The organism is Rickettsiales bacterium (assembly GCA_035765535.1).
Lineage (GTDB): Bacteria > Pseudomonadota > Alphaproteobacteria > Rickettsiales > JABCZZ01 > JABCZZ01.
Genome location: DASTXE010000006.1, coordinates 67,681 through 88,390, shown reverse-complemented (window position 1 = coordinate 88,390; position 20,710 = coordinate 67,681). Strand labels below are relative to the sequence as shown.

The 20,710-nt window shown below is 51.9% G+C and carries 21 protein-coding genes, 2 tRNA genes and 1 pseudogene; 10 read left to right on the top strand and 14 right to left on the bottom strand.

Translation table 11 applies throughout. The annotated features are described in order from the left end of the window. Positions 1-136 precede the first annotated feature (136 nt). Complete coding sequence (locus tag VFT64_09070) at positions 137-1,831, bottom strand: hypothetical protein (protein HEU5047974.1); 1,695 nt, start codon at positions 1,829-1,831, stop codon at positions 137-139. A gap of 276 nt (positions 1,832-2,107) precedes the next feature. Between VFT64_09070 and VFT64_09065 the strand changes: the two genes are divergently transcribed. The 4 genes from VFT64_09065 to VFT64_09050 all read left to right on the top strand — a co-directional run bounded on the left by VFT64_09065 (position 2,108) and on the right by VFT64_09050 (position 5,325). Further along, positions 2,108-2,192 (top strand) — tRNA-Leu (locus VFT64_09065). Positions 2,193-2,237: 45 nt separating this feature from the next. After that, complete coding sequence (locus VFT64_09060) at positions 2,238-3,011, top strand: type III pantothenate kinase (GenBank protein ID HEU5047973.1); 774 nt, start codon at positions 2,238-2,240, stop codon at positions 3,009-3,011. Positions 3,012-3,032: 21 nt separating this feature from the next. Continuing rightward, entirely contained in the window at positions 3,033-4,694 is a 1,662-nt protein-coding gene (locus tag VFT64_09055) for a ribonuclease J (GenBank protein HEU5047972.1), read from the top strand. A gap of 7 nt (positions 4,695-4,701) precedes the next feature. Continuing rightward, the gene (locus VFT64_09050; GenBank protein HEU5047971.1) at positions 4,702-5,325 is read left to right on the top strand and encodes a LysE family transporter; all 624 of its coding nucleotides are present in this window, start codon (positions 4,702-4,704) and stop codon (positions 5,323-5,325) included. Between the two features lie 417 nt (positions 5,326-5,742). On the opposite strand, the gene VFT64_09045 is transcribed toward VFT64_09050, so the two are convergent. The 5 genes from VFT64_09045 to rph all read right to left on the bottom strand — a co-directional run bounded on the left by VFT64_09045 (position 5,743) and on the right by rph (position 8,927). Then, positions 5,743-6,144 (bottom strand): hypothetical protein, encoded by a 402-nt coding sequence (locus tag VFT64_09045; GenBank protein ID HEU5047970.1) that lies wholly within the window; start codon positions 6,142-6,144, stop codon positions 5,743-5,745. Next, positions 6,144-6,614 (bottom strand): hypothetical protein, encoded by a 471-nt coding sequence (locus tag VFT64_09040; protein HEU5047969.1) that lies wholly within the window; start codon positions 6,612-6,614, stop codon positions 6,144-6,146. Before VFT64_09040 ends, VFT64_09045 begins: the two co-directional genes overlap by 1 nt. Positions 6,615-6,679: 65 nt before the next feature. Continuing rightward, a complete protein-coding gene (locus VFT64_09035; GenBank protein HEU5047968.1) occupies positions 6,680-7,612 on the bottom strand; it encodes a glycosyltransferase family 2 protein in 933 nt (310 codons plus the stop codon). Between the two features lie 5 nt (positions 7,613-7,617). Beyond that, a complete protein-coding gene (gene rdgB / locus VFT64_09030) occupies positions 7,618-8,208 on the bottom strand; it encodes an RdgB/HAM1 family non-canonical purine NTP pyrophosphatase (protein ID HEU5047967.1) in 591 nt (196 codons plus the stop codon). Beyond that, positions 8,205-8,927: a ribonuclease PH gene (rph, locus tag VFT64_09025; protein ID HEU5047966.1), complete on the bottom strand. Its 723-nt coding sequence runs from the start codon at positions 8,925-8,927 to the stop codon at positions 8,205-8,207. The genes rdgB and rph overlap by 4 nt, the downstream gene beginning before the upstream one ends. A gap of 170 nt (positions 8,928-9,097) precedes the next feature. Here rph and VFT64_09020 point away from each other — a divergent pair, with 170 nt between their 5' ends. The 3 genes from VFT64_09020 to tatB are packed head-to-tail and all read left to right on the top strand — an operon-like array spanning position 9,098 to position 10,304. Further along, positions 9,098-9,703, top strand: coding sequence for a nucleotide exchange factor GrpE (locus VFT64_09020; GenBank protein HEU5047965.1), 606 nt, complete (start codon positions 9,098-9,100; stop codon positions 9,701-9,703). Positions 9,704-9,718: 15 nt separating this feature from the next. Continuing rightward, a complete protein-coding gene (gene tatA, locus VFT64_09015) occupies positions 9,719-9,907 on the top strand; it encodes a twin-arginine translocase TatA/TatE family subunit (GenBank protein ID HEU5047964.1) in 189 nt (62 codons plus the stop codon). Between the two features lie 31 nt (positions 9,908-9,938). After that, entirely contained in the window at positions 9,939-10,304 is a 366-nt protein-coding gene (gene tatB / locus VFT64_09010) for a Sec-independent protein translocase protein TatB (protein HEU5047963.1), read from the top strand. A 5-nt stretch (positions 10,305-10,309) separates the two neighbouring features. Here the strand turns inward: tatB and mltG are convergent, their stop codons facing one another. Together mltG and VFT64_09000 are read right to left on the bottom strand one after the other, a co-directional pair. After that, on the bottom strand, positions 10,310-11,275 hold the full coding sequence (gene mltG, locus VFT64_09005) for an endolytic transglycosylase MltG (GenBank protein HEU5047962.1): 966 nt from the start codon (positions 11,273-11,275) through the stop codon (positions 10,310-10,312). Between the two features lie 67 nt (positions 11,276-11,342). Next, a tRNA-Ile gene (locus VFT64_09000) sits at positions 11,343-11,419 on the bottom strand. A 154-nt stretch (positions 11,420-11,573) separates the two neighbouring features. Here VFT64_09000 and rplU point away from each other — a divergent pair. The 3 genes from rplU to VFT64_08985 all read left to right on the top strand — a co-directional run bounded on the left by rplU (position 11,574) and on the right by VFT64_08985 (position 14,664). Next, positions 11,574-11,873 (top strand): 50S ribosomal protein L21, encoded by a 300-nt coding sequence (rplU, locus tag VFT64_08995; GenBank protein HEU5047961.1) that lies wholly within the window; start codon positions 11,574-11,576, stop codon positions 11,871-11,873. A 27-nt stretch (positions 11,874-11,900) separates the two neighbouring features. Next, complete coding sequence (gene rpmA, locus VFT64_08990; protein ID HEU5047960.1) at positions 11,901-12,161, top strand: 50S ribosomal protein L27; 261 nt, start codon at positions 11,901-11,903, stop codon at positions 12,159-12,161. A gap of 181 nt (positions 12,162-12,342) precedes the next feature. After that, positions 12,343-14,664 carry an ATP-binding protein gene (locus VFT64_08985; GenBank protein HEU5047959.1) on the top strand — a complete coding sequence of 774 codons (2,322 nt, stop codon included), beginning with the start codon at positions 12,343-12,345 and terminating at the stop codon, positions 14,662-14,664. Positions 14,665-14,691: 27 nt separating this feature from the next. On the opposite strand, the gene VFT64_08980 is transcribed toward VFT64_08985, so the two are convergent. The 6 genes and pseudogenes from VFT64_08980 to rbfA all read right to left on the bottom strand — a co-directional run bounded on the left by VFT64_08980 (position 14,692) and on the right by rbfA (position 20,708). Continuing rightward, a complete protein-coding gene (locus tag VFT64_08980; GenBank protein HEU5047958.1) occupies positions 14,692-16,272 on the bottom strand; it encodes a peptide chain release factor 3 in 1,581 nt (526 codons plus the stop codon). Positions 16,273-16,303: 31 nt separating this feature from the next. Then, on the bottom strand, positions 16,304-16,750 hold the full coding sequence (locus VFT64_08975; GenBank protein ID HEU5047957.1) for a DNA polymerase III subunit chi: 447 nt from the start codon (positions 16,748-16,750) through the stop codon (positions 16,304-16,306). Positions 16,751-16,809: 59 nt separating this feature from the next. After that, positions 16,810-18,985 (bottom strand): annotated as a pseudogene (gene pnp / locus VFT64_08970) (polyribonucleotide nucleotidyltransferase). A gap of 115 nt (positions 18,986-19,100) precedes the next feature. Continuing rightward, positions 19,101-19,370, bottom strand: coding sequence for a 30S ribosomal protein S15 (gene rpsO, locus VFT64_08965; GenBank protein HEU5047956.1), 270 nt, complete (start codon positions 19,368-19,370; stop codon positions 19,101-19,103). A gap of 19 nt (positions 19,371-19,389) precedes the next feature. Next, positions 19,390-20,307, bottom strand: a complete 918-nt coding sequence (gene truB, locus VFT64_08960; protein HEU5047955.1) for a tRNA pseudouridine(55) synthase TruB — start codon at positions 20,305-20,307, stop codon at positions 19,390-19,392. A gap of 8 nt (positions 20,308-20,315) precedes the next feature. Further along, positions 20,316-20,708 carry a 30S ribosome-binding factor RbfA gene (gene rbfA / locus VFT64_08955; protein ID HEU5047954.1) on the bottom strand — a complete coding sequence of 131 codons (393 nt, stop codon included), beginning with the start codon at positions 20,706-20,708 and terminating at the stop codon, positions 20,316-20,318. Positions 20,709-20,710 lie beyond the last annotated feature (2 nt).

The window sequence follows — 20,710 nt, the reverse complement described above, 5'->3', positions numbered from 1 at the left end:
AGTTAATTGTATGAATAGTTGGATAGCCGCTAGGTGTGCTTCTGTGATTTTTTGATGGCATCATATTCATGAGGATGCGTGAAATCATCGCGCGTCAATTCCAGTACTTTTTGAAATTAGCATTATTTTACGGTGTTTATCTTCTGCGACTAGGGCTGTTTGCTATGGGTGATCCTGAAGATTCATGAGTAGGAGTTGCCGCAGGAGTGGATACCGTATCTTCTACATGCGCTTGTGCTGCAGTTACGCTTTTCATTTTTGTTAAACTATCCTTGAGTGAAGAGAATAACGCTGTGCTAGTTAAACTGGATAATCCAGAAAAACTCATAGCTGGTACGGGAGGGACAACATCGTTTTCTCTAAGAGCGGCTCGATTTTCTGTTGATGATTCGGAGGAGCCATGAGTTGCTGTGGGCGTGGATGGCTTACTTTCATGTGCTTGTGGTTGAGCACTATTTTGGGCAGCAAGAAGGCTTGAGGTTTGTGCTAATGCATACTCTAATAGTGTAGATATCATCGCTTGGTTAATCAAATCAGGCAGTTTGGTAGTAGCCATAGCTTGTGTAGGGCGTTCCATATCGCGCTCACCGAGAGAGGTTTGAAGCGCCAAACAATGTATTCCCCCATCTCTTATCGTTAAGTTGGTTTCACCAGAAGCAAGTGAATTACGCAACCTACGCTTAAACTCATCATCTGTAACGGGACCAGATTCCATCGTGTCCAGTCCTTTGCCACTCGCAAGTGCAGAAAACGTTTTATCAAACTGTGAACGTCCCCATTCCAATTCTTTAGCGGCAGGCCGGGAGCGAACATCATATTCCTTTAACTTTTCAAAGACTTGGTTAAACAGTATAGGATTATCTACGATATCTAGGCGTGTCATAATATTATAACCTCTGCCCACCAAATCCCTTTGCAAATCAACTGGCATACCATCTGTAATGATTGTATCTCCTACAGTAATAAAATTATGATTCTTCTTTAGATTATCATTTGCGATTACATTCTCTTCTCCAACGATCTGCTTAATCTTTTCGATAGTTTCAGCGCTAAGAAGGTTGCTATCAAGAAGTATCTCTCCTTTAGGTAGTACGTTCATGTACTCATCGATGTGAAAAACATACCTATAATTTGTCCGTGATTTATCCTGAATAACTGGGACTTGAATTACAGAGATAGATGGATCTACCATTTTACGGAGCACATGCTCCAATTCCTTGCAGTCGGCCTCAGTTCCCTTTCCGTTGGGCCTATCGGGATAATATCCCTGAAATATTGTATTGCTTCCAGCATGGTAAAGTAGATTTCCTCCCTGGATATCATTGCCGAGCACAGTAAGTATCATGTACCCTTCTGATTTGAGTATCCTGGCATGCTCTTGCTGCGCATGACCGTAAGCTTTTTGTATAGCTTTCTGAGTTTTCCCCGGTTCTATATATTTATCTTTCTCTTGTTCTTCTGGATCGAGCTCTGCGCTTTTGTCCTGAGCAGAATCGGAACTTAAAGTTCTTCCAACAGCCACTTGGAGCTGAGGGATAACAAAGAATGGATCCTGAGTATAAATCGTTCCTATATCTTTATCTTTAACACTATTGGCTGCGCTTGCTTGAACTTCCCCCCCAGCAATTTCAATTAATGCTCGCGTGATTTCCCATGCGAGCACGGTTGAAAACTTCTGCCCTGGCGCAGGAACAGGATCTTTCATATAAAAACGGGGTGGAGTTATAAAATTAGTGTTTTTTCCAGGATCATATAAAGTCCCTGTTTCCCCGGTTGCAGAACTTTTCAGGGTGTCTTTTTTATAGCCCCATCCATATCCTTCAAAATACATATGTGTATTTTCTATATAACATGCTGAATATAAAGGTAATTATTGATTTTTGATAAACTCGAATAGTCTCGTGTTCGATGATATCTCTATTTATAATAATCGATATAAGTTAATATTGTATAAATACAGTTATCCATTGCAGGGATATGTGTAGTGGTACATATCTTTATAAGTTTCTGCCAAGCCTAAGGCCTAGCCTGTAAGATGGTTATTAATTTGTATGGAATAATTCTGGTTTTTCCCACATAGATGCTGTAATAAATCCCCCATATAAGTGCGGGTGTGGCGGAATTGGCAGACGCATCAGATTTAGGTTCTGACGGGGCAACCTGTGGGGGTTCAAGTCCCTCCACCCGCACCATGCTTACAGTAATTACCGCCGTGGGCTAAAAGAGAGGGAACGCGCATGCTGCTGGTCATTGACGCAGGCAATACCAACACTGTTTTCGCAGTGTTCGACGGCAACAAGCTGATAGGGCAGTGGCGTATGGCGACCGATGCGCGACGCACGGCCGATGAATACTGCGTCTGGCTGCTGCAGATCATGCGCCATGAAAATATCGAACCCAAACATATCAAGGCTGCGATTCTTTCTTCCGTCGTGCCGCAGGCGAATTTTGCCTTACGAATGCTGACGCGGCGCTATTTCAATACGGAGCTGCTGATTGTTGGCGAGCCGAACGTGCAACTGGGGATTCTCGCGAAGATCGAGCGTCCGCGCGAAGTCGGTGCGGACAGGCTCGTCAATGCCGTGGCGGCCTGGCATAAATACAAAAAGCCGATGATCGTCGTGGATTTCGGTACGGCCACCACATTCGATATTGTGGATGAACGCGGTGATTATATCGGCGGTGTGATCGCTCCGGGCATCAATCTCTCTCTGGAAGCATTGCACAAAGCGGCGGCAAAATTGCCCAACATTGCGGTAGAGCGGCCGTTCCAGGTGATCGGCAAGGATACGGTTTCGGCCATGCAGTCGGGTGTATATTTCGGCTATGTAGGACTGATTGAAGGCATTGTCTCGCGCATCAAGAATGAATATGGACGGGCAATGGATGTAGTGGCCACCGGCGGGCTCGCACCTTTATTTGCTAAGGCAACGCCGATGATTGACGCGCTGGAGCCCGATCTTATAATCGACGGGCTGCGGCTCATTTATGAAAAGAACGTAACAGCTTAACTTTTGGAACTATAATATAAAATGACATTTAATATCAAGGAATACGCGGACGAACTGCTGTTCATCCCGCTGGGCGGTTCTAACGAAATCGGGATGAATCTCAATCTCTATGCCTATAAGGGCAAATTCATCATGATCGATCTGGGCATCGGTTTTGCCGATTCGCATATCCCAGGCGTGGATATTCTGCTGCCGGATATCACGTTCATCTCGAAATACAAGAAAGATCTGCTCGGCATTGTGTTGACCCATGCGCATGAAGACCATCTGGGGGCGGTGCCTTATTTATGGGAAGAACTTGGGTGCCCGCTTTATGCGACGCCTTTTACGATGGCCGTGCTCAAGGCGAAGCTTGCCGATGAAGGACTTCATTTCAAGATGCCCGTGCATGAAGTGCGTCCCGGCCAGAAGATTCAGCTCGATCCGTTCGAGTTCGAGATGATTCCACTCACCCATTCCATCCCGGAAATGCAGGCGATTGCGCTGCGTACGGATAAAGGCGTGGTCATGCATACGGGGGACTGGAAGCTCGATCCGGCTCCGTTGGTTGGTCCGGTGACGGACGAAGTGACGCTACGCAAATATGGCGATGAGGGCGTGCTTGCCATGGTGTGCGACTCCACGAATGTTTTTTCGGATGGCACTTCGGGGTCGGAAGAGGGCGTGCAGGAAAGCCTGCAGAAAATTATCGCGGATTGTAAGAACCGCGTTATCGTGACGACATTTGCTTCCAACATCGCGCGTCTGGAATCCATTATCAAGGCAGGGCAGGCGGCTGGCAGGCATGTGGCAATTGCAGGGCGTTCGTTGCGCCGCGTAATCAACGCTGCCGTTGAAAGCGGTTACCTGCAGGATATCAATCCGCTTCTGGGTGAGCGTGAGATCGGCGATGTGGCGAAGAACGATATCCTCGTGATCTGCACGGGCTGTCAGGGTGAACCGCTGGCTGCGCTTTCCAAAGTGGCGCGCGGCGAACACCCGAATATCCGCCTTTCGCCCGGTGATACGGTGATTTTTTCTTCACGCAAGATTCCCGGCAACGAAACCAAGATTTCCTATACGTGTAACGCGCTGACGCTGCGCGGTATCGAGGTGATTACGGAAGGGCGCCACCATGTGCATGTTTCCGGCCATCCGTGTCGTGACGAGCTGACGGCGATGTACCAGATGGTGCGGCCACAGATCGCCGTGCCGACGCATGGCGAAGCGCGTCATATCCATGAACATGCAAAGCTTGCACGTTCGCTGCAGGTGACGGAGACGGTGGAAGCGCGCAACGGTTCCGTGATTCTGCTCGCGCAGGGCAGGGCGATGGAGATCGCGCAGGTGCAGTCAGGCTATATCGCCGTGGACGGCAACTCGCTTATTGCCGCTGACAGCCCTATCATCCGCACGCGTCGCAAGATCCGCGAAGACGGTTGCGTGGTGGCGAGCCTTGTCATCAACAAGGATAATGAGCTTATGGCTGAGCCGCGCATTTCCGCTCCCGGTTCACTCGATCAGAACGAAGATAAGGATCTGTTCCTTGCGCTGCGCGATGAGATTGACGATGTGCTTTCTCGCATGCGTCCGAAGGACGGGGTGGATAAGATCACCGATGCTGTGCGCACTGCTATCCGCAAACTTCTGCGTGACGAGCTGGGCAAGAAGCCCGTGCTCGATGTGCATGTGCTGAAGGTGTGACGGCGTCATGGCGCTGCTACTGCTCTATCTGAAAGCGCTTATGTTCGGCATAGCCGTGGCGGCTCCGGTGGGGCCGATGAATGTGCTGTGTATGCGCCGTACGCTTGCCTATGGCTGGAAATACGGTGTGGTAACAGCGGCGGGAGTCGCGGCGAGCGATGCCGTATATTCTGCTATTGCCGCGCTCGGGCTTACGCGGGTTTCGGATTTCTTATTGGCGCATGAAGTGGCGTTCCATCTGTTTGCGGCGATCTTTCTCATCGGCTTCGGTATAAAGATTTATTTTACGAAAGCTGAGCCGGAGATTGAGGGCAAAGAGTGCCGCTCCACTATTTCTATCCCTTATGCATTCAGCAGCGCCATGCTTATGACACTGGCAAATCCGCTGACGGTGATGTTTTTCGTGACCAGCTTCACGGTGCTTGCGCCGCAGGGCGGGTTCAAGCCGATTGATTGCGGTGCGGTGGTTGCTGGGATATTCATGGGATCATGCGCGTGGCTGAGCGGCGTGGTTATCAGCGTTTCCTATTTCCGCCATGTGATCAGCGTGCGCGTGCGTGAAATGATTGACCGTGTTACGGGTGTGGCGCTTGTTGCGTTTGGGATTTCCGAGCTGGTGCGGTTTTTCTGAGACGCCAGTACACGATAAGATATGCGAGAATAGTTGGGCAAAGCCCTTCAGCGATATATCTTTTGGTAACTTCACTATAAAAGTGGCCATCTAGGTGGTATTGCATAGCAAGGGCTATTGTACAGGGGGGAAGTAATACCAATCCATACCATAGTGGAAGTCTTCCTAATATAGCATATCCACCTGCGATAAATGCTGCTGATGTAAGAAGTATGAGTGGCACAGTCATCAGGAATGCGAATATACTGAATATGGCAGTATCAGCTAATAAAGTCATAGCCTGATAATTAATATCCTGAAATGCACGATCTTGTATGCTTGTTATAATGAAGTAGCCAGCAAACGTTCCGAAGTAGAGGATACAGTTTATGATTAAGAATGAGCAAGTGATGCGCAAAACTTCTTTCGCCGGAGTCATTACTGCGCCCCTTTTATTTTATCTGATGTGTAAGCTAGGTATCCCATACGGATATAATACTCATTGCGTACATTTCCGCCATATTTTCCGGACGTGTTAATATTCCGGTTTGTTAGTGCGTGATAACGATTCAGCTTGGCAGCATAAGATAATGCATCGTCAAGTGGATAACCAGCAGCAGCGGCTACTACACCGTAATTGAAGTTTCCAAAGTTAATGTAGTCTTTATCTATTAGGACATCTCCTTTACTATCTTTGAGCGATGAAGATATTCTTTGATAATCCATAGTACCGTTAGGTTTAAAAGCCTCAAACATAACTGCATCTTTGCTGATCCAAGAAGAGTTCTTTATGTTTTCACCAAATTGGGCATTTGCTGATAAGGACACACTTGCAGGCATTAAAATAGATTTGCCTGTAGTCGGTCATTAACAGTTGTTCCATCATTCAATTTGACAGGATTTTTAACGATTGCGGGTGATGTATTTGCATCATTTATTATTTGGCCACTATCAGCGAATTGATACTCTGTTTGACGATGGGGAATACTGCTAACTTCACTTGAACCATTTGTCCATCTACCATGCCAGTCGCGCGGTTGGTCCGGGCTGTATTTACCCAATAGTATTGGATTGGCCAGTGCCAACATCATATGAGCTTTTGCTAATGCGGGGACATTGTTTATCTCGTGCGGTATATGGCTATCCCAGTCTTCAGGGTGTACCCGCTTTAATAGGTCATTAGCGCGGGCGATATAACGCTGTGAGCGTTCGGTTAATTGATCAAAAGAAGTGTTATTGAGGCATTCTCCATCCAGCATGATGCCTTTGGGAGTAAGCGTGAGTTTGCGTAGTGGCTGGAAGTTCATCATACCTCGCGATCTTATTGCGCGGATATCTTATAGGTTTCGAATTATATTGTCAAGGGATTATTCCCTCATTGTTGTATTCCCAGTGTTTCTTCCACCAGGTAAACCGGGCGGTGTTTGGTTTCGGTGAAGATGCGGCCGACATATTCGCCGATGATGCCGATGCTCAGCAACTGCACGCCTCCCATGAATAGCACTGCGACCATCGTGGAGGCGTAGCCATGCACGGGATTGCCGAAGATCATGGTCTTGACGATGATTTCCAGCGCCCAGAAGAACGAGACCAGCGAGATCACCGCGCCCATATAAGTCCAGATATGCAAGGGGACAGTGGTGAAGGAGAAAATGCCTTCCAGCGCGAATTTCCACAGTCCCCAGTAATTCCAGCTTGTGGTGCCTGCGGCTCTAGATTCGCGGTCAAAGTAGATTGTTGTCGTGGAGAAGCCTGCGAAAGCGAAAATGCCTTTCATAAAGCGCGTGCGTTCCGGCAGGCGTTTCACGGCATCCACCACCTGGCGGTCCATCAAACGGTAATCACCGGTGTTGGGTGGAATCTTTACGGTCGAGACGGCGTTGATCGCACGGTAAAACCATCCGGCGGATTTACGCTTCAGCCAGGAGTCGGTAGGGCGGCTGCGGCGCGTGGCGAGCACGACCTTATAGCCCTCTTTCCATTTTGCGATCATTTGCGGAATCATTTCCGGCGGGTCCTGCAGATCGGCATCGATCGGAATGACGACCCTGCCTACAGTATAGTCTATCCCTGCGGTGAGCGCTGCTTCCTTGCCGAAATTGCGTGACAGATGCACGACCTTAATACGCGGGTCCTGACGATGGAATTCCCGGAGTTTGAGAAGCGTATCGTCGCGGCTGCCGTCATTGACGCAAACAATTTCGTAATTCGTGGTGACCTGTTCGATGCAGGGCTTCAGGCGCGCGAACAGTTTCTCCATGACTTCGGACTCGTTGAACATCGGTATCACGACGGAAATCTCGATCATGGGCCTTACCTTTTCAGATGCTCTATCAATTGTGCGAATGCGCGGGCGCGGTGGCTGATGGCGTGTTTTGCTTCCGCTTCCATCTCAGCGAATGTAATTTCGCGCCCTTCAGGGATGAAGATGGGATCGTAACCGAACCCTTTGTTTCCGCGCGGCGGGAAAGTCAGTGTGCCGTCCACACGGCCTTCAAATATCTGTGTTTTGCCTTCAGGGGATGTCAGCGCAAGCACACAGATAAAATACGCAGCCTGTCCTGTAGGTTCAAGCTGCTTCTGTTTCAGCTCATCATGAATGCGCTGCATGGCAATGCTGAAATCTTTAGTTTTGCCAGCCCAGCGCGCGGAATAAATTCCGGGGGCATCGCCCATTGCAGGCACGCAGAGACCTGAATCGTCTGAAAGCGCATGCAAATGGGAAGCTTTCGCGGCGGCTTCGGACTTGATACTGGCGTTTTCTGCAAAGCTTGCGCCGGTTTCTTCCGGCTCCGGCAGGTTCAGTTCCGCCGCCGATACGACATCGATCCCGAACGGGGAGAGCAGGGCGTTTATTTCCCTGACTTTTCCTGCGTTATGGCTTGCGATGACGAGTTTCTTCATGCGAGCCCCAGCGCCTGTTTCTGTAAGAGAACCAACTCACCAATGCCTTTCTTGGCAAGGTCCAGCATGGCTGCGAATTCTTCTTCGCTGAAAGGCGTTTCTTCTGCCGTAGACTGGACTTCCACGAGTTTACCTGTGCCGGTGATGACGAAATTCGCGTCCACCTGTGCTGTGCTGTCTTCTGTATATTCCAGATCGAGCACGGGGACGCCATTTACCACGCCGCAGGAGACGGCGGCGACAAAGGAATGAGCGGGGAATACTTTGATTTCGCCTGCCTTGTGCAGTTTCGTGAGTGCGCGGTGCAGCGCTACATAGGCTCCAGTGATGGAGGCGGTGCGTGTGCCGCCGTCAGCTTCGATCACGTCGCAATCGATGGTGATCTGACGCTCGCCGAGTTTGTTAAGTTCGACCACAGCGCGCATCGACCTGCCGATCAGGCGCTGGATTTCCTGCGTTCTGCCGGATTGCTTGCCCTTGGCAGCTTCGCGTGCGCTGCGGGTGTGGGTGGAGCGCGGAAGCATGCCGTATTCCGCCGTGATCCAGCCCTTTCCGGTGTTGCGCAGGAAAGGCGGAACGCTGCTATCCACCGAGGCCGTGCAGAGCACTTTCGTTGCGCCGAACTGCACGAGGCAGGAGCCTTCCGCATAGCGGCTGGCATCCGGAGTCAGGATAATCTGGCGAAGGGCGTCGGGCTGGCGTCCGGCGGGGCGTGTCATAATTCCTCATCTGTCTATATACGGAACCTCTTGTTTTTCATATTTTATCATCACATGCAAGTATTTGCTTTCTTCAGCGTTTGCTTTATAATGTGCGCCTATTGAAATCCGGCAATATTGCCCTATCTTAACGGGGAGATATCTGACCAACAACATCGGACGAGAGAGTTATGAGCGAAGAACAAAATAAAGCACAGGAAAACGCGGAGCAGGCGGAGCCGGTAGTCGCACAGGAACAGGCTTTTGCAGGGGAGCAGGACGAAACTGCGCCTCAGGATCAGACGGCAAAGTTCGAGGAAGAAATTGCGCGTCTGAAGGATATGTATATGCGTGCGATGGCGGAGACGGAAAACGTGCGTGCCCGCGCTAAGCGTGAAACCGAGGATACCGCGAAATACGCGACCACGAAATTTGCCCGTGATATGGTCAATATCCTTGAAAACCTCGTGCGTGCGGCTTCCTGCATTACGAAGGAACAGCGTGAAGGCAGCGAGATCGTCCGCCAGGTGGCTGAAGGCATCGATATGACGGTGCAGGAATTGGGTGGCATCTTCGAGCGCAATGGTATAAAACGCATTGATCCGCAGGGTGAAAAGTTCGATCATAATTTCCATCAGGCCGTGGCTCAGGTGGAAAGCACGGATGCGGCGGCGGGAACGGTATTGCAGGTGCTGCAAGCCGGTTACAAGCTGCATGACCGCCTCCTGCGCCCTGCGATGGTGACTGTTGCTACAGCTCCGGCTGCCAAGGCGGACGCTGCGAATAATGCGGCTTAAAGAAGGATTGCGCCCATGGAGCTTAGTGTAATGAAACTGCTTCTGATCCTGGTTATCGTGCTTCTCGTGTTCGGGGCTGGGAAGCTGCCGCGCGTGATGAACGATATCGGCAAAGGCATCCGTTCGCTCAAGGAAGGCCTGAAAGGCGAAGATGAGCAGGATCCAAAGAAGATTTCGAATAATGACAAAAACAATCTGGGATAATTTTCCTTATCCCGCATTCCTGGCGTAGCATATGCTGGATTTTTCATTCGGAGAGCTGGCGCTGGTGGGATTAGTGGCGCTTGTCGTGGTGGGTCCAAAGGACCTGCCCGTCGTCATGCGTGCGGTCGGACGCTGGTTCGGCCAGTTCAAAGGCATTGCTGATGAATTCCGGGAAGGCTTCAGAAGCGCCATGCAGGAAGGCTCCTTCTCCGACATTAAAGAAGATTTTCATTCCATGCATGAAGATCTGCATGAGGAAGTCCGGTACATCAAGGATGATGCCGGTAATTTCCAGCGTGTCTATGACATATCCGATATCAAGCGGGAGCGTATGAAAGAAATTGCGCATTCCCGCCCTGAAGCGGTGCCTCATGAGCTGCGCGAGGAAGAAGAATAGCGCTGCTATTTGCTGCGCAGATTCTCCAGATATTTTTTAACGTTGCGCTCATGCTCTGCGGCAGTGCGGGCGAAGTTATGTCCTCCGATACCGGTAGCGACGAAATATATGTCTTCGGACTGCAGGGGGTGCAGTGTCGCAAGAATAGAGGCTTTGCCGGGATTAGCGATGGGGCCGGGCGGCAGGCCAGCCGAGCGGTAAGTATTATAAGGAGAGGCCATCTCCAAATCCTTGCGGTTCAGGGCGCGCGTCATCTTGCCTTTGCCGTGGCTGACAGCGTAGGCGGTTGTCGGATCGGCCTGCAGCAGCATGCCTTTCTTAAGCCTGTTAATATAGACGGCGGCGACATGAGCACGTTCTGTGTCAAGGCCGGTTTCCTTCTCCACGATGGAGGCCAGTGTCAATGCCTGCTCAGGAGAGGTAAAGGGCAGGTCGGGGGCGCGTTGTTCCCAGGCCTCGGCCAGTGCTTTCTCCATGGCGTGCTGCATGCGCAGAATAAGATCGTTACGTTTTTCACCGCGCGTGAAATTATAGGTTTCCGGCAGTAATTCACCTTCTTTGGGGGCTAATGTGATTTCCCCCGCCAGCAGGTCGTTATGTTTAAGCATATCAAGGATTTCGTAGGTCGTGAGGCCCTCAGGGACCGTAAGGTGGTGAATGAGCCCTTTGCCGGAGGCCAGCAATTGCGCCGTTTCCCTGGCCGATATGTGAGGCATGAAGCGGTATTCTCCCGCTTTAATATGGGACGACTGGCCGGTCAGGAAAAGCGTGACCTTGAAAATAAACGGGTGCCGGATGACCGATTGTTCGGCCAGCATATCGGCAATGGTGGTAAAATGCGTATTGGGTTCAAAAACGATGGTGGTGGGCTGTTCCAGCGGACCTTCAGAGGTATAAGTGCTTATTAACCAGCCACTTATCGCAATCAGTACGGCAATGATGAGTCCTGCTGCGTATAATGACTTTTTCATCGCCTGTACCAAAGATCTTTATATATCAACCGTCTGGACGTCTTTTTCCCGGCCTTTTGGCTGGAAATGGTGGGCCCGGGAGGAGTTGAACCTCCGACCTCACGCTTATCAGGCGTGCGCTCTAACCACCTGAGCTACGAGCCCCCTATGCGTTAGTCAGCATACGAAAGAGGCTGTGTTTTTAGAGCATGCGGATAAAATGTCAACCGCTTCTTTTTATATATGTTAAATCAGAAAAACGATTGACAAGCTACGCTATCTTACTATATTCGCAACCCTTGAATCAGGAGATTTACATATGTTTGCAGTTATTCGCACGGGTGGAAAGCAGTATACCGTTGCCCCGGAAGATGTGATTTTGGTAGAAAAGCTCGCCGGTGCGGCTGGTGATAAGGTCGTAATTGAAGAAGTGCTTGCCATTGATGGCAAAATCGGTGCGCCGCTGCTCAATGGCGCGCAGGTCAGCGCTGAAATCGTTGAACAGACCCGTGGTGACAAAGTGCTGATTTTCAAAAAGAAGCGCCGTCACAACTATCGTCGTAAGAATGGTCATCGTCAGCATCTGACGGCCCTGAAAATTACGGCAATCAAAGCGTAATATATTTTTAGTTAGTGGAGCAGTTCAATGGCACATAAGAAAGCTGGCGGTAGTTCACGCAACGGTCGCGATTCAGCAGGCCGCCGTCTTGGCGTCAAAAAATACGAAGGTGAAATCGTCGTTTCCGGCAATATTCTGGTTCGCCAGCGCGGAACGAAGTTCTACCCGGGTAAAAACGTAGGCCTCGGCAAGGATCATACCTTGTTCGCAACTGCGACCGGTAAAGTGGAATTCCACCACAAAGCCGACAACAAGGTTTATGTCTCCGTAGAGGAATCGGCTGCTTAATATTTAAGCTGCTGCCAATATAGCCCGCATGAGAGGTCTTCCTCTCTGCGGGCTTTTTGTTTGCGTCGTTTTAAGGCAAGCTGGATAAATACATCACGCTCCAATAAAAATTGCTCCTGCAACAGGTTATAAGCCAGCAAAGCGCTAGCCAGTGCACAGGGTTTTTGCTAGTGATAGCGCTATGGATGTCATCATACCATTTGTGAGTGTGCTGGCCGGAGCGTCCGTTGGGGCGGCGGCAATGCATTTTTTGCGCCGCAGCAAGCGGGGCGACCAAACCAGTCTCTCTTCCGGTATCATCGAAAATATCGATTGTGGTTACTATTTACGCGATATTGCTTCCGGAGAAGAGCAGCTTTCAGGCCATCTGCGCCAGATGCTGGGACTGGCCGAAACAGATACCGGTTTTGAAGCGTTACTTTCCAAACTGGGAGAAGCTTACCGCGCACCTGTCAGGCAGGCTGTTGAGGATCTGCAGAAGAGTAGCACGCCGACGATCATTGTTATGAATATGCCGGATGGGCGGCAATTTGAATGTCGTGTGACGGGAAAATATGAAAGTGAAGAGCACCGCCTTACACATATTATTATTTTCATACGTGACACGAGCGGCGCGCAAAAAATACATGACCAGCTGACGAACGAGAACCGACAGCTCAAGCGCGATATCAAGCAATTCTCGAATATTCTGAACACGCTTCCGGTGCCGGTCTGGCTCAGGGGAGAGGATCAGGTCATCCGCTACTGTAATATGGCTTACAGCATCACGGCAGAGGAAAATCTCGATGATCAGAAGGACGATCACGAGACGCTGGAATTGCATCCTTATGCGAGGCCGCTTGCAAAGACTGCATTTGAAGGCGACCAGGTGAAATCGGAGCGTCGTCATATTGTGGTGGAAGGCGCACGCAAGCTTTACGAATTTACGGAGACACCGCTCAAGGCGGACCGTGTCACGGTAGGGCTGGCACAGGATATTACCGAGCTTGAGAATGTGCAGGAAGAATTACAGCGTCATGTCTATGCTCAGTCAGAACTGCTGGAGAGCGTGACGAGCGCGATGGCAGTGTTCGGTGCCGACACCAAGCTCAAATTCTTCAACCAGGCTTATGTGCGGCTGTGGGGGCTGGACGAGGCATGGCTCGATACCAGTCCGCCTTTCGGCGAGATTCTGGAACTGCTGCGCGAGAAACGCCGTCTGCCGGAACAGGCGAACTTCCCGCAGTTCAAGCAGCAGCGCATGAAGGCGTTCAAGGATCTGATAGAGCCGACGGAAGAAATCTTCTATCTGCCGGATGGCAGAACGTTGCGCGTGCTGGCGATTCCGCATGCGTTGGGCGGTGTGTTGTTCGTCTATGAAGACGTGACCGACAGGCTGGCGCTGGAGCGATCCTATAATACGCTCATTGCCGTACAGCGCGCGACGCTGGATAATCTGCATGAAGGTGTGGTCGTATTCGGCGAAGATGGCAGGCTCAGGCTTTATAATCCACGCTTCCTGCAGTTATGGAAGCTGGAAAAGGTGGTACTGTCACCTGCCACGCACATTGCCGATCTGTTTGAAAAAACCAGACCGCTGCATTTTGCGGATGACTGGGAAAGCTATAAGCAAAAATTCATTAGCGGCCTGCTCAGCCGTGAAGTGCAGCATAAGCGCATCGAGCGTACGGATGGCTCGTTGCTGGATTCCGTGGTGGTGCCGTTGCCTGACGGCGCGAATCTTATTACCTTCTTCGATGTGACGGATTCTATCTTGGTGGAGCGCTCGTTGCGTGAGCGCAATGAAGCGCTTTCGGAGGCGGACAGACTTAAGACAGAGTTCCTTGCAAATGTATCGTACGAATTGCGCTCACCGCTGACTTCTATCAGCGGATTCTCGGAGATGCTGACGCAGAATTATTTCGGCACGCTTTCGCCTAAACAGCGCGAATATATGTCGGGTATTCATGAAGCGTCGCAGCATCTCATGAATCTCATCAACGATATTCTGGATATAGCGAGTATCGAGGCGGGCTATATGAAGCTCAATATCAGCGAGTTCGATATCCAGGCGATGCTGCAGTCGGTCGTTTCGCTGGTAAGCGAGCGCATGCGCGAGAGTAATCTGCAGTTCAATATTGAATGCCCCGACAATATCGGTCGTATGGCAGCAGATGAAACGCGTATCAAGCAGATTATCTTTAACCTGCTCTCCAATGCGATCAAATATTCCAACCCGGGCGGACAGGTTACGCTGGCGGCGCAGGTGACTGGTGAAAGCGGGGACGAGCTGGTATTCACAATTGAGGATAATGGCATCGGTATTTCACCGGAGGAGCAGAAAGAAATTTTCAACAAATTCCAGCGCGGCAGCAATACCAGTACCCATAAATCTGGCGCAGGGCTCGGCCTTTCCATGGTGAAGAGCTTTGTGGCGCTGCATGGCGGGCGCGTGGAACTGGATTCCATGCCTGGCAGGGGAACAAAAGTTTCCTGCTATGTGCCGCGCGTGTGCAGGACGTAATTTATAGGCAATTAGTGGGGTAGAAAACTAGCGGTTCTCGCGTGTCTTGGCGAAGGTGACGCCTTTCCAGTCTTCCTGGATGCGGTTTAGGTGCCATTCGTTTGGAGCGAGATAGGCAAGCGCGCCTGCGCCGTCTTCTGCGAGGCTGTGCAGGTTGCGTTCGGTGAATTGCTTGAGCAGTGCCGCATCATCGCATTTGATCCAGCGGGCCGTGGTGTAACTCACTTCTTCGAAGCTGCCTTTGACCTTGTATTCACTGTCGAGGCGCGAGGCGATCACTTCAAACTGTAGCGCGCCGACCACGCCGATGATCCAGTTGCTGCCGTTGAGCGGTTTAAAGATCTGCGATGCGCCTTCCTGCGAGAGTTCTTCAAGCGCTTTCTTGAGCTGCTTGGCGCGCATCGGGTCATCCAGGCGTGCGCGCTTAAAGAGTTCCGGTGCGAAGCTTGGAATGCCGGTGAAATGCAGTTTTTCGCCTTCGGTCAGAGCGTCACCGATGGAGAGGCCGCCATGGTTCGGGATGCCGATAATGTCTCCTGGGAAAGCTTCTTCCGCGAGTTCGCGCTCACGCGCAAGGAAAAGCACGGGGTTGTTCAGCGTCAGTGTTTTTTCCGTGCGTCCGTGATAGACTTTCATGCCGCGCGTATAGCGCCCGGAACAGATGCGCACGAAGGCAATACGGTCGCGGTGGTTCTTGTCCATGTTCGCTTGTACTTTGAAGACAAAGCCGGAGAATTTAGGTTCTTCTGGCAGTACTTCACGTGTGTCGGTCTTTTGCGGGCGCGGGGAGGGGGCGAATGCGCAGAGCGCTTCCAGCAATTCGCGTACGCCGAAATTATGCAGGGCGCTGCCGAAGAAGATCGGCGTCAGATGTCCTTCCAGATAGGACTGACGGTCAAACGGCTTGCAGGCCGCACGGATCATTTCCACTTCTTCGCGGAACTTGGAGAGTTCGCCGCTGGGAATCAACTCATCAAGCTTGGGGTCGTCAATGCCTTTGCATTCGATGCTTTCGGCGATGGTCGCGCCCTCACCGGCATCAAACAGGTGCAGTTTGTCGTTAATAAGGTCAAACGATCCCTTGAACGTCTTGCCCATGCCGATGGGCCAGGTGACGGGAGTCACGTCAATCGCGAGCGTTTTTTCGATTTCGTCCAGCAGGGCAAACGGTTCCTGTGCTTCGCGGTCCATCTTGTTGATGAAGGTAATGATCGGCGTGTCACGCAGGCGGCAGACTTCAAACAGCTTACGCGTCTGCGTTTCAATACCCTTAGCGGCATCCAGTACCATCACGGCGGAATCCACAGCGGTGAGCGTGCGGTACGTATCTTCAGAGAAGTCTTTATGGCCGGGAGTATCCAGAAGGTTCACCGTATTGCCGCCATATTCAAACGTCATGACGGAAGCGGTCACGGAAATGCCGCGCTGCTGTTCGATCGCCATCCAGTCCGAACGCGCGCTACGCGCTGCGCCACGGGCTTTTACCGCGCCGGCAAGGTGGATCGCACCTCCGAACAGCAACAGCTTTTCGGTCAGCGTGGTTTTACCTGCGTCAGGGTGCGAAATAATCGCAAAGGTACGTCTGGTTTCTGCCTGGGATGTTGTCATGGCCGATGTCATAAAGGAATATGCGCTATTTTCAAGCGGTTTTCCAAGCGCCGGACTCGCTTTGCTGGCGGTATTCCAGCGTAAACCCGCGTTCCTTATAGGCTTTCCAGCGGCTGCGGGCTTTGGTGGTGGCATCAGCATCCGTACCGTCGAAAATATCCAGTATGCGCGTATAGCCGTCCGGTTGGCTGATTTCCGAGCCGTCTGCCACTACAAGCAGGTTTGCCTGGTTCGGGTTTTCCATACTTGTCGTCAGATAAATGGGCTGTTCGTTGGGGCTGCCGTCTTTGGCGCTGCCGTGCGGCAGGAAGGAATTGGGATCGTAGGTCCACAGAGCGTTATTAAGATGCTCGGCCTGTTCTTCCGAGCCCACCTGCACTACGCATTTAAAGCCACCCTGCAATGCTTTTTCCAGTAGCTTGGGAAGAGCGCGTTCCAGCGGAGTCGATGTCAGATGGTAGAAATGGATTTCAGGCATAATCAGTAACAGGCTTTGGGAGTTTCAAGCGGCGAGTATAAACCCTTACCCGCCGCTCGTCACTTGTTACTTATAGCCCGCGAATTAAGCCTGTTTCTTTTCGCGGTCGTCACGGCGCGGCTTTACACCGCCCACTTTTTCAGTGATATCTTCACCGGTCTGCTGGTCTACGACGCGCATTGACAGGCGAACCTTGCCACGCTCGATTTCGACGACTTTCACTTTCACGGTGTCGCCCTCGTTGATCACGTCGGTTACTTTGCCTACGCGGCCTTCGGCCAGCTCGCTGATATGTACGAGGCCGTCCTTGCTGCCCAGGAAGTTCACGAATGCGCCGAAATCAACGATACGTACAACCTTACCGGTGTAGATCTTGCCGATTTCCGCTTCCGCGACGATACCGTTGATCCAGTCCAGCGCAGCCTGGCCCTGGTCGGTGTTGACAGCGGCGATCCTGACGGTGCCGTCATCTTCGATATCGATCTTCGCGCCGGTCTTTTCCACGATTTCGCGGATGACCTTGCCGCCGGAGCCGATCACTTCACGGATCTTATCTTTCGGGATCGAGATCGTGGTGATGCGCGGAGCATTATCGTTGACGCTGTCGCGTGCACCGGTCAGTGCCTTTGCCATTTCACCGAGGATGTGCTTACGGCCTGCTTTCGCCTGCGTCAGCGCAACCTGCATGATCTCTTCGGTGATGCCGTCGATCTTGATGTCCATCTGCAGGGCGGTGATGCCGCTTTCAGTGCCTGCAACCTTGAAATCCATGTCGCCGAGATGGTCTTCGTCACCCATGATGTCGGACAGAATAACGAAACCTTCCTTCTCTTTGATAAGGCCCATTGCAATACCCGCAACCGGACGTTCCAGCGGTACGCCTGCATCCATCAGCGCGAGCGAGGTGCCGCATACGGTGGCCATGGAAGAGGAACCGTTGGATTCCGTGATTTCGGAAACGATACGCAGTGTGTAGGGGAAGTTTTCCTTCGCCGGCAGCAGCGGGCGAACAGCGCGCCATGCGAGCTTGCCGTGGCCGATTTCACGGCGGCCCGGGGAGCCCATGCGGCCCACTTCACCGACCGAGTAAGGCGGGAAGTTGTAATGCAGCAGGAAGGATTCCTTATATTCGCCGTCGAGCGCGTCGATCACCTGTTCGTCCATGCTGGTGCCGAGCGTTGCAACCACGAGTGCCTGGGTCTCACCGCGCGTAAAGAGAGCGGAACCGTGCACTTTCGGCAGAATGCCTACTTCGGAAACGATCTGGCGGATGTCAGCTTCGCCGCGTCCGTCGATACGCTTCTTGGTGGCGACCATATCATGACGCACCACTTCGCTTTCCAGTGCCTTGAACAGGCGTTTTACCTGTACAGCGGGGAGGCCAGCTTCCACGAGCGGTTCGCAGATTTCCTTCTTGATCTCATCCAGACGCCCGGAACGAGCCTGTTTTGCGGTGATCTTGAAGGCTTCACGCAGTTTGGCTTCGCCAGCTTCCTTAAGCTTGCTTTTGATTTCATCTTCCTGTGGATTAACTTCAAGTTCCCACGGATCATTCGCAGCTTCTTCGGCGAGCGAGATGATCGCTTCGATCACCGGCTGGAATGCCTTATGACCTGCCATGACAGCGCCGAGCATCACTTCTTCGGAAAGTTCTTTCGCTTCGGATTCCACCATCAGCACGGAGGTCTGCGTGCCTGCGACCACGAGGTCGAGCTTGCTGTCGGCGAGCTGGCTGCGGGTCGGGTTGATGACGTACTGGTTGTCGATATAGCCTACGCGGCCACCGGCAATCGGGCCCATGAACGGGATGCCGGAGAGGGTGAGCGCGGCGGAAGCGCCGACCATTGCCACAACATCCGGATCGTTTTCCAGATCGTGCGACAGCAGCGTGCAAACAACTTGGACTTCGTTAAAGAAATTGTCCGGGAAGAGCGGACGGATCGGCCTGTCGATCAAGCGGGAGGTCAGTACTTCCTTTTCCGTCGGACGGCCTTCACGCTTGAAGAAGCCACCCGGGATCTTACCGGCGGCAAAGGCTTTTTCCTGGTAGTTCACGGTGAGCGGAAAGAAATCCGTCTCCGGCTTCGCTTTTTTCTGACCCACGACCGTACACAGTACGACCGTTTCCCCGTAAGTGGCGAGCACGGCGCCGTCTGCCTGACGTGCCAGCTTCCCCGTTTCCAGGGTAAGCGTGCTATTTCCCCACTGAATTTGTCTCTTTGCAATTTTAAACATTCTTGTTTCCTTTTCCTACGTCCCCTTTTTCCTACAATTCCAAACGGGCCGGGGAGAATTGCCCATCCAAAAAATTTTCCCCGCCACTCGTTGAAAGTGGCGGGGATGGTATTCGTTATTTTCTCAGGCCCAGCTTCTTGATGAGAGCGGAATAACCGTCAAAATCTTTGTTCTTGAGGTATTCCAGGAGCCTTTTGCGGCGACCGACCAGAATCAGCAGCCCGTGGCGCGAATGGTGGTCTTTTTTATGCGTTTCAAAATGCTTTGAAAGATTGGTGATACGCTCCGTCAGCAGGGCGATCTGTACTTCCGGCGACCCTGTGTCGCTTTTGCCGGTTGCGAAATCTTTAATCAGCTTTGTCTTCTTTTCAGTAGTAATCGACATCGATAGTTCTCCTTACAAATTAACAATTAAATATACGTTTCGATCTGAGCGTCGCGTTTTTCACTTCCGCCAAAGCTACTATTTTGCCCTGGTGAAGCCCCATGTAAGTTCCGTCCGGTTTATCCATACGAAGTTGTTTGCCATGGCGCAGCGCTACCGTTTCGTTCGCGTCCAGATTGATTGCCGGGATGTCGTCCAGCGCCAATTCAATCGAAAGCCAAGCTTCAAGCGGCGCGGCATTATGCACAACTTCCCGCAAATTATCCAGTGAAATCGCCATGTTTTCGGTAAATTTACCTACAGACGTACGCCTTAGCATGGAAACATAGCCTAAGCTATTGCATTTTCTTGCTATATCCTGCGCGAGCGAGCGGATATAAGTGCCTTTGCCGCAGGTAACACCGAAAGTTGCAGTTCTGTCTGCAAACGAAACGAGTTCAAGCTGGTGAATCTCTATGGGACGGGCTTCCAGCTGCACCTCCTGGCCCTGTCTTGCCAATTCATAGGCGCGTTTGCCGCCGACATTGAGAGCGGAATAGACGGGAGGCGTTTGCATAATCGTGCCGGTAAAGGCCGGAAGAACTGCCTCGAGCGTTGCCCGCATGGGAATATAGTCGCAAGTCGCAGTGGCTTCGCCCTCCGCATCCCCAGTCGTGCGTTCTTCACCGAAGGTGGTGGTGAAACGATATTGTTTGGTTGCGCTTGCGACATAGTCGAATGCCTTGGTTGCTTCGCCAATGGCAAGTGGCAGGATACCGGAGGCCAGTGGGTCGAGCGTGCCGCCATGACCGATCTTTGCGCATTTCAGTAGTCGTTTGACGTCCGATACCGCCTTGGCGGAGGAGATGCCGTATGGTTTATCGAGGACAAGGAACCCGTGGGATAACGGTTGCTTGTCAGCTTCAAGCGGCGAGGGGGAGGTTATGGTATTAGGCATCTACCCGGTTACTTAATATGGTCTTTTTCCAGGTCGCGCGCCACTTCCGGCTTGTTGAGCAGCGTTTCGATCCGGTGCGCTTCCTCAAACGAGGTGTCGAGGCGGAAACTGATACGCGGCGCATAGCGCAGCTTCATACGATCGGAAACCAGTTTGCGCAGGATAGGGGCATTGCGCTCTAAAGCGCTCATGACCGTATCGCGGTTCTGGCCACCCAGCGGCATTACATAGGCCGTAGCGTTTTTCAGGTCCGGGCTGATGCGCACTTCCGAGACCGTGATGGGGGTGCTGTTAATGTCACGGTCATGGCATTCCCCGCGCATGAAGAGATCAGCCAATACATGGCGGATTTCTTCTCCTACGCGCAACTGGCGCTGATTGGGCGGCTTTCCTACTGACATTA

Bases quoted from the DNA above. Each gene is read 5' to 3' on its own strand.
- VFT64_09070 (HEU5047974.1), bottom strand. From the start codon at position 1,831: ATGTATTTTGAAGGATATGGATGGGGCTATAAAAAAGACACCCTGAAA.
- VFT64_09060 (HEU5047973.1), top strand. From the start codon at position 2,238: ATGCTGCTGGTCATTGACGCAGGCAATACCAACACTGTTTTCGCAGTG.
- VFT64_09055 (HEU5047972.1), top strand. From the start codon at position 3,033: ATGACATTTAATATCAAGGAATACGCGGACGAACTGCTGTTCATCCCG.
- VFT64_09050 (HEU5047971.1), top strand. From the start codon at position 4,702: ATGGCGCTGCTACTGCTCTATCTGAAAGCGCTTATGTTCGGCATAGCC.
- VFT64_09045 (HEU5047970.1), bottom strand. From the start codon at position 6,144: ATGCCTGCAAGTGTGTCCTTATCAGCAAATGCCCAATTTGGTGAAAAC.
- VFT64_09040 (HEU5047969.1), bottom strand. From the start codon at position 6,614: ATGATGAACTTCCAGCCACTACGCAAACTCACGCTTACTCCCAAAGGC.
- VFT64_09035 (HEU5047968.1), bottom strand. From the start codon at position 7,612: ATGATCGAGATTTCCGTCGTGATACCGATGTTCAACGAGTCCGAAGTC.
- rdgB (HEU5047967.1), bottom strand. From the start codon at position 8,208: ATGAAGAAACTCGTCATCGCAAGCCATAACGCAGGAAAAGTCAGGGAA.
- rph (HEU5047966.1), bottom strand. From the start codon at position 8,927: ATGACACGCCCCGCCGGACGCCAGCCCGACGCCCTTCGCCAGATTATC.
- VFT64_09020 (HEU5047965.1), top strand. From the start codon at position 9,098: ATGAGCGAAGAACAAAATAAAGCACAGGAAAACGCGGAGCAGGCGGAG.
- tatA (HEU5047964.1), top strand. From the start codon at position 9,719: ATGGAGCTTAGTGTAATGAAACTGCTTCTGATCCTGGTTATCGTGCTT.
- tatB (HEU5047963.1), top strand. From the start codon at position 9,939: ATGCTGGATTTTTCATTCGGAGAGCTGGCGCTGGTGGGATTAGTGGCG.
- mltG (HEU5047962.1), bottom strand. From the start codon at position 11,275: ATGAAAAAGTCATTATACGCAGCAGGACTCATCATTGCCGTACTGATT.
- rplU (HEU5047961.1), top strand. From the start codon at position 11,574: ATGTTTGCAGTTATTCGCACGGGTGGAAAGCAGTATACCGTTGCCCCG.
- rpmA (HEU5047960.1), top strand. From the start codon at position 11,901: ATGGCACATAAGAAAGCTGGCGGTAGTTCACGCAACGGTCGCGATTCA.
- VFT64_08985 (HEU5047959.1), top strand. From the start codon at position 12,343: ATGGATGTCATCATACCATTTGTGAGTGTGCTGGCCGGAGCGTCCGTT.
- VFT64_08980 (HEU5047958.1), bottom strand. From the start codon at position 16,272: ATGACAACATCCCAGGCAGAAACCAGACGTACCTTTGCGATTATTTCG.
- VFT64_08975 (HEU5047957.1), bottom strand. From the start codon at position 16,750: ATGCCTGAAATCCATTTCTACCATCTGACATCGACTCCGCTGGAACGC.
- rpsO (HEU5047956.1), bottom strand. From the start codon at position 19,370: ATGTCGATTACTACTGAAAAGAAGACAAAGCTGATTAAAGATTTCGCA.
- truB (HEU5047955.1), bottom strand. From the start codon at position 20,307: ATGCCTAATACCATAACCTCCCCCTCGCCGCTTGAAGCTGACAAGCAA.
- rbfA (HEU5047954.1), bottom strand. From the start codon at position 20,708: ATGTCAGTAGGAAAGCCGCCCAATCAGCGCCAGTTGCGCGTAGGAGAA.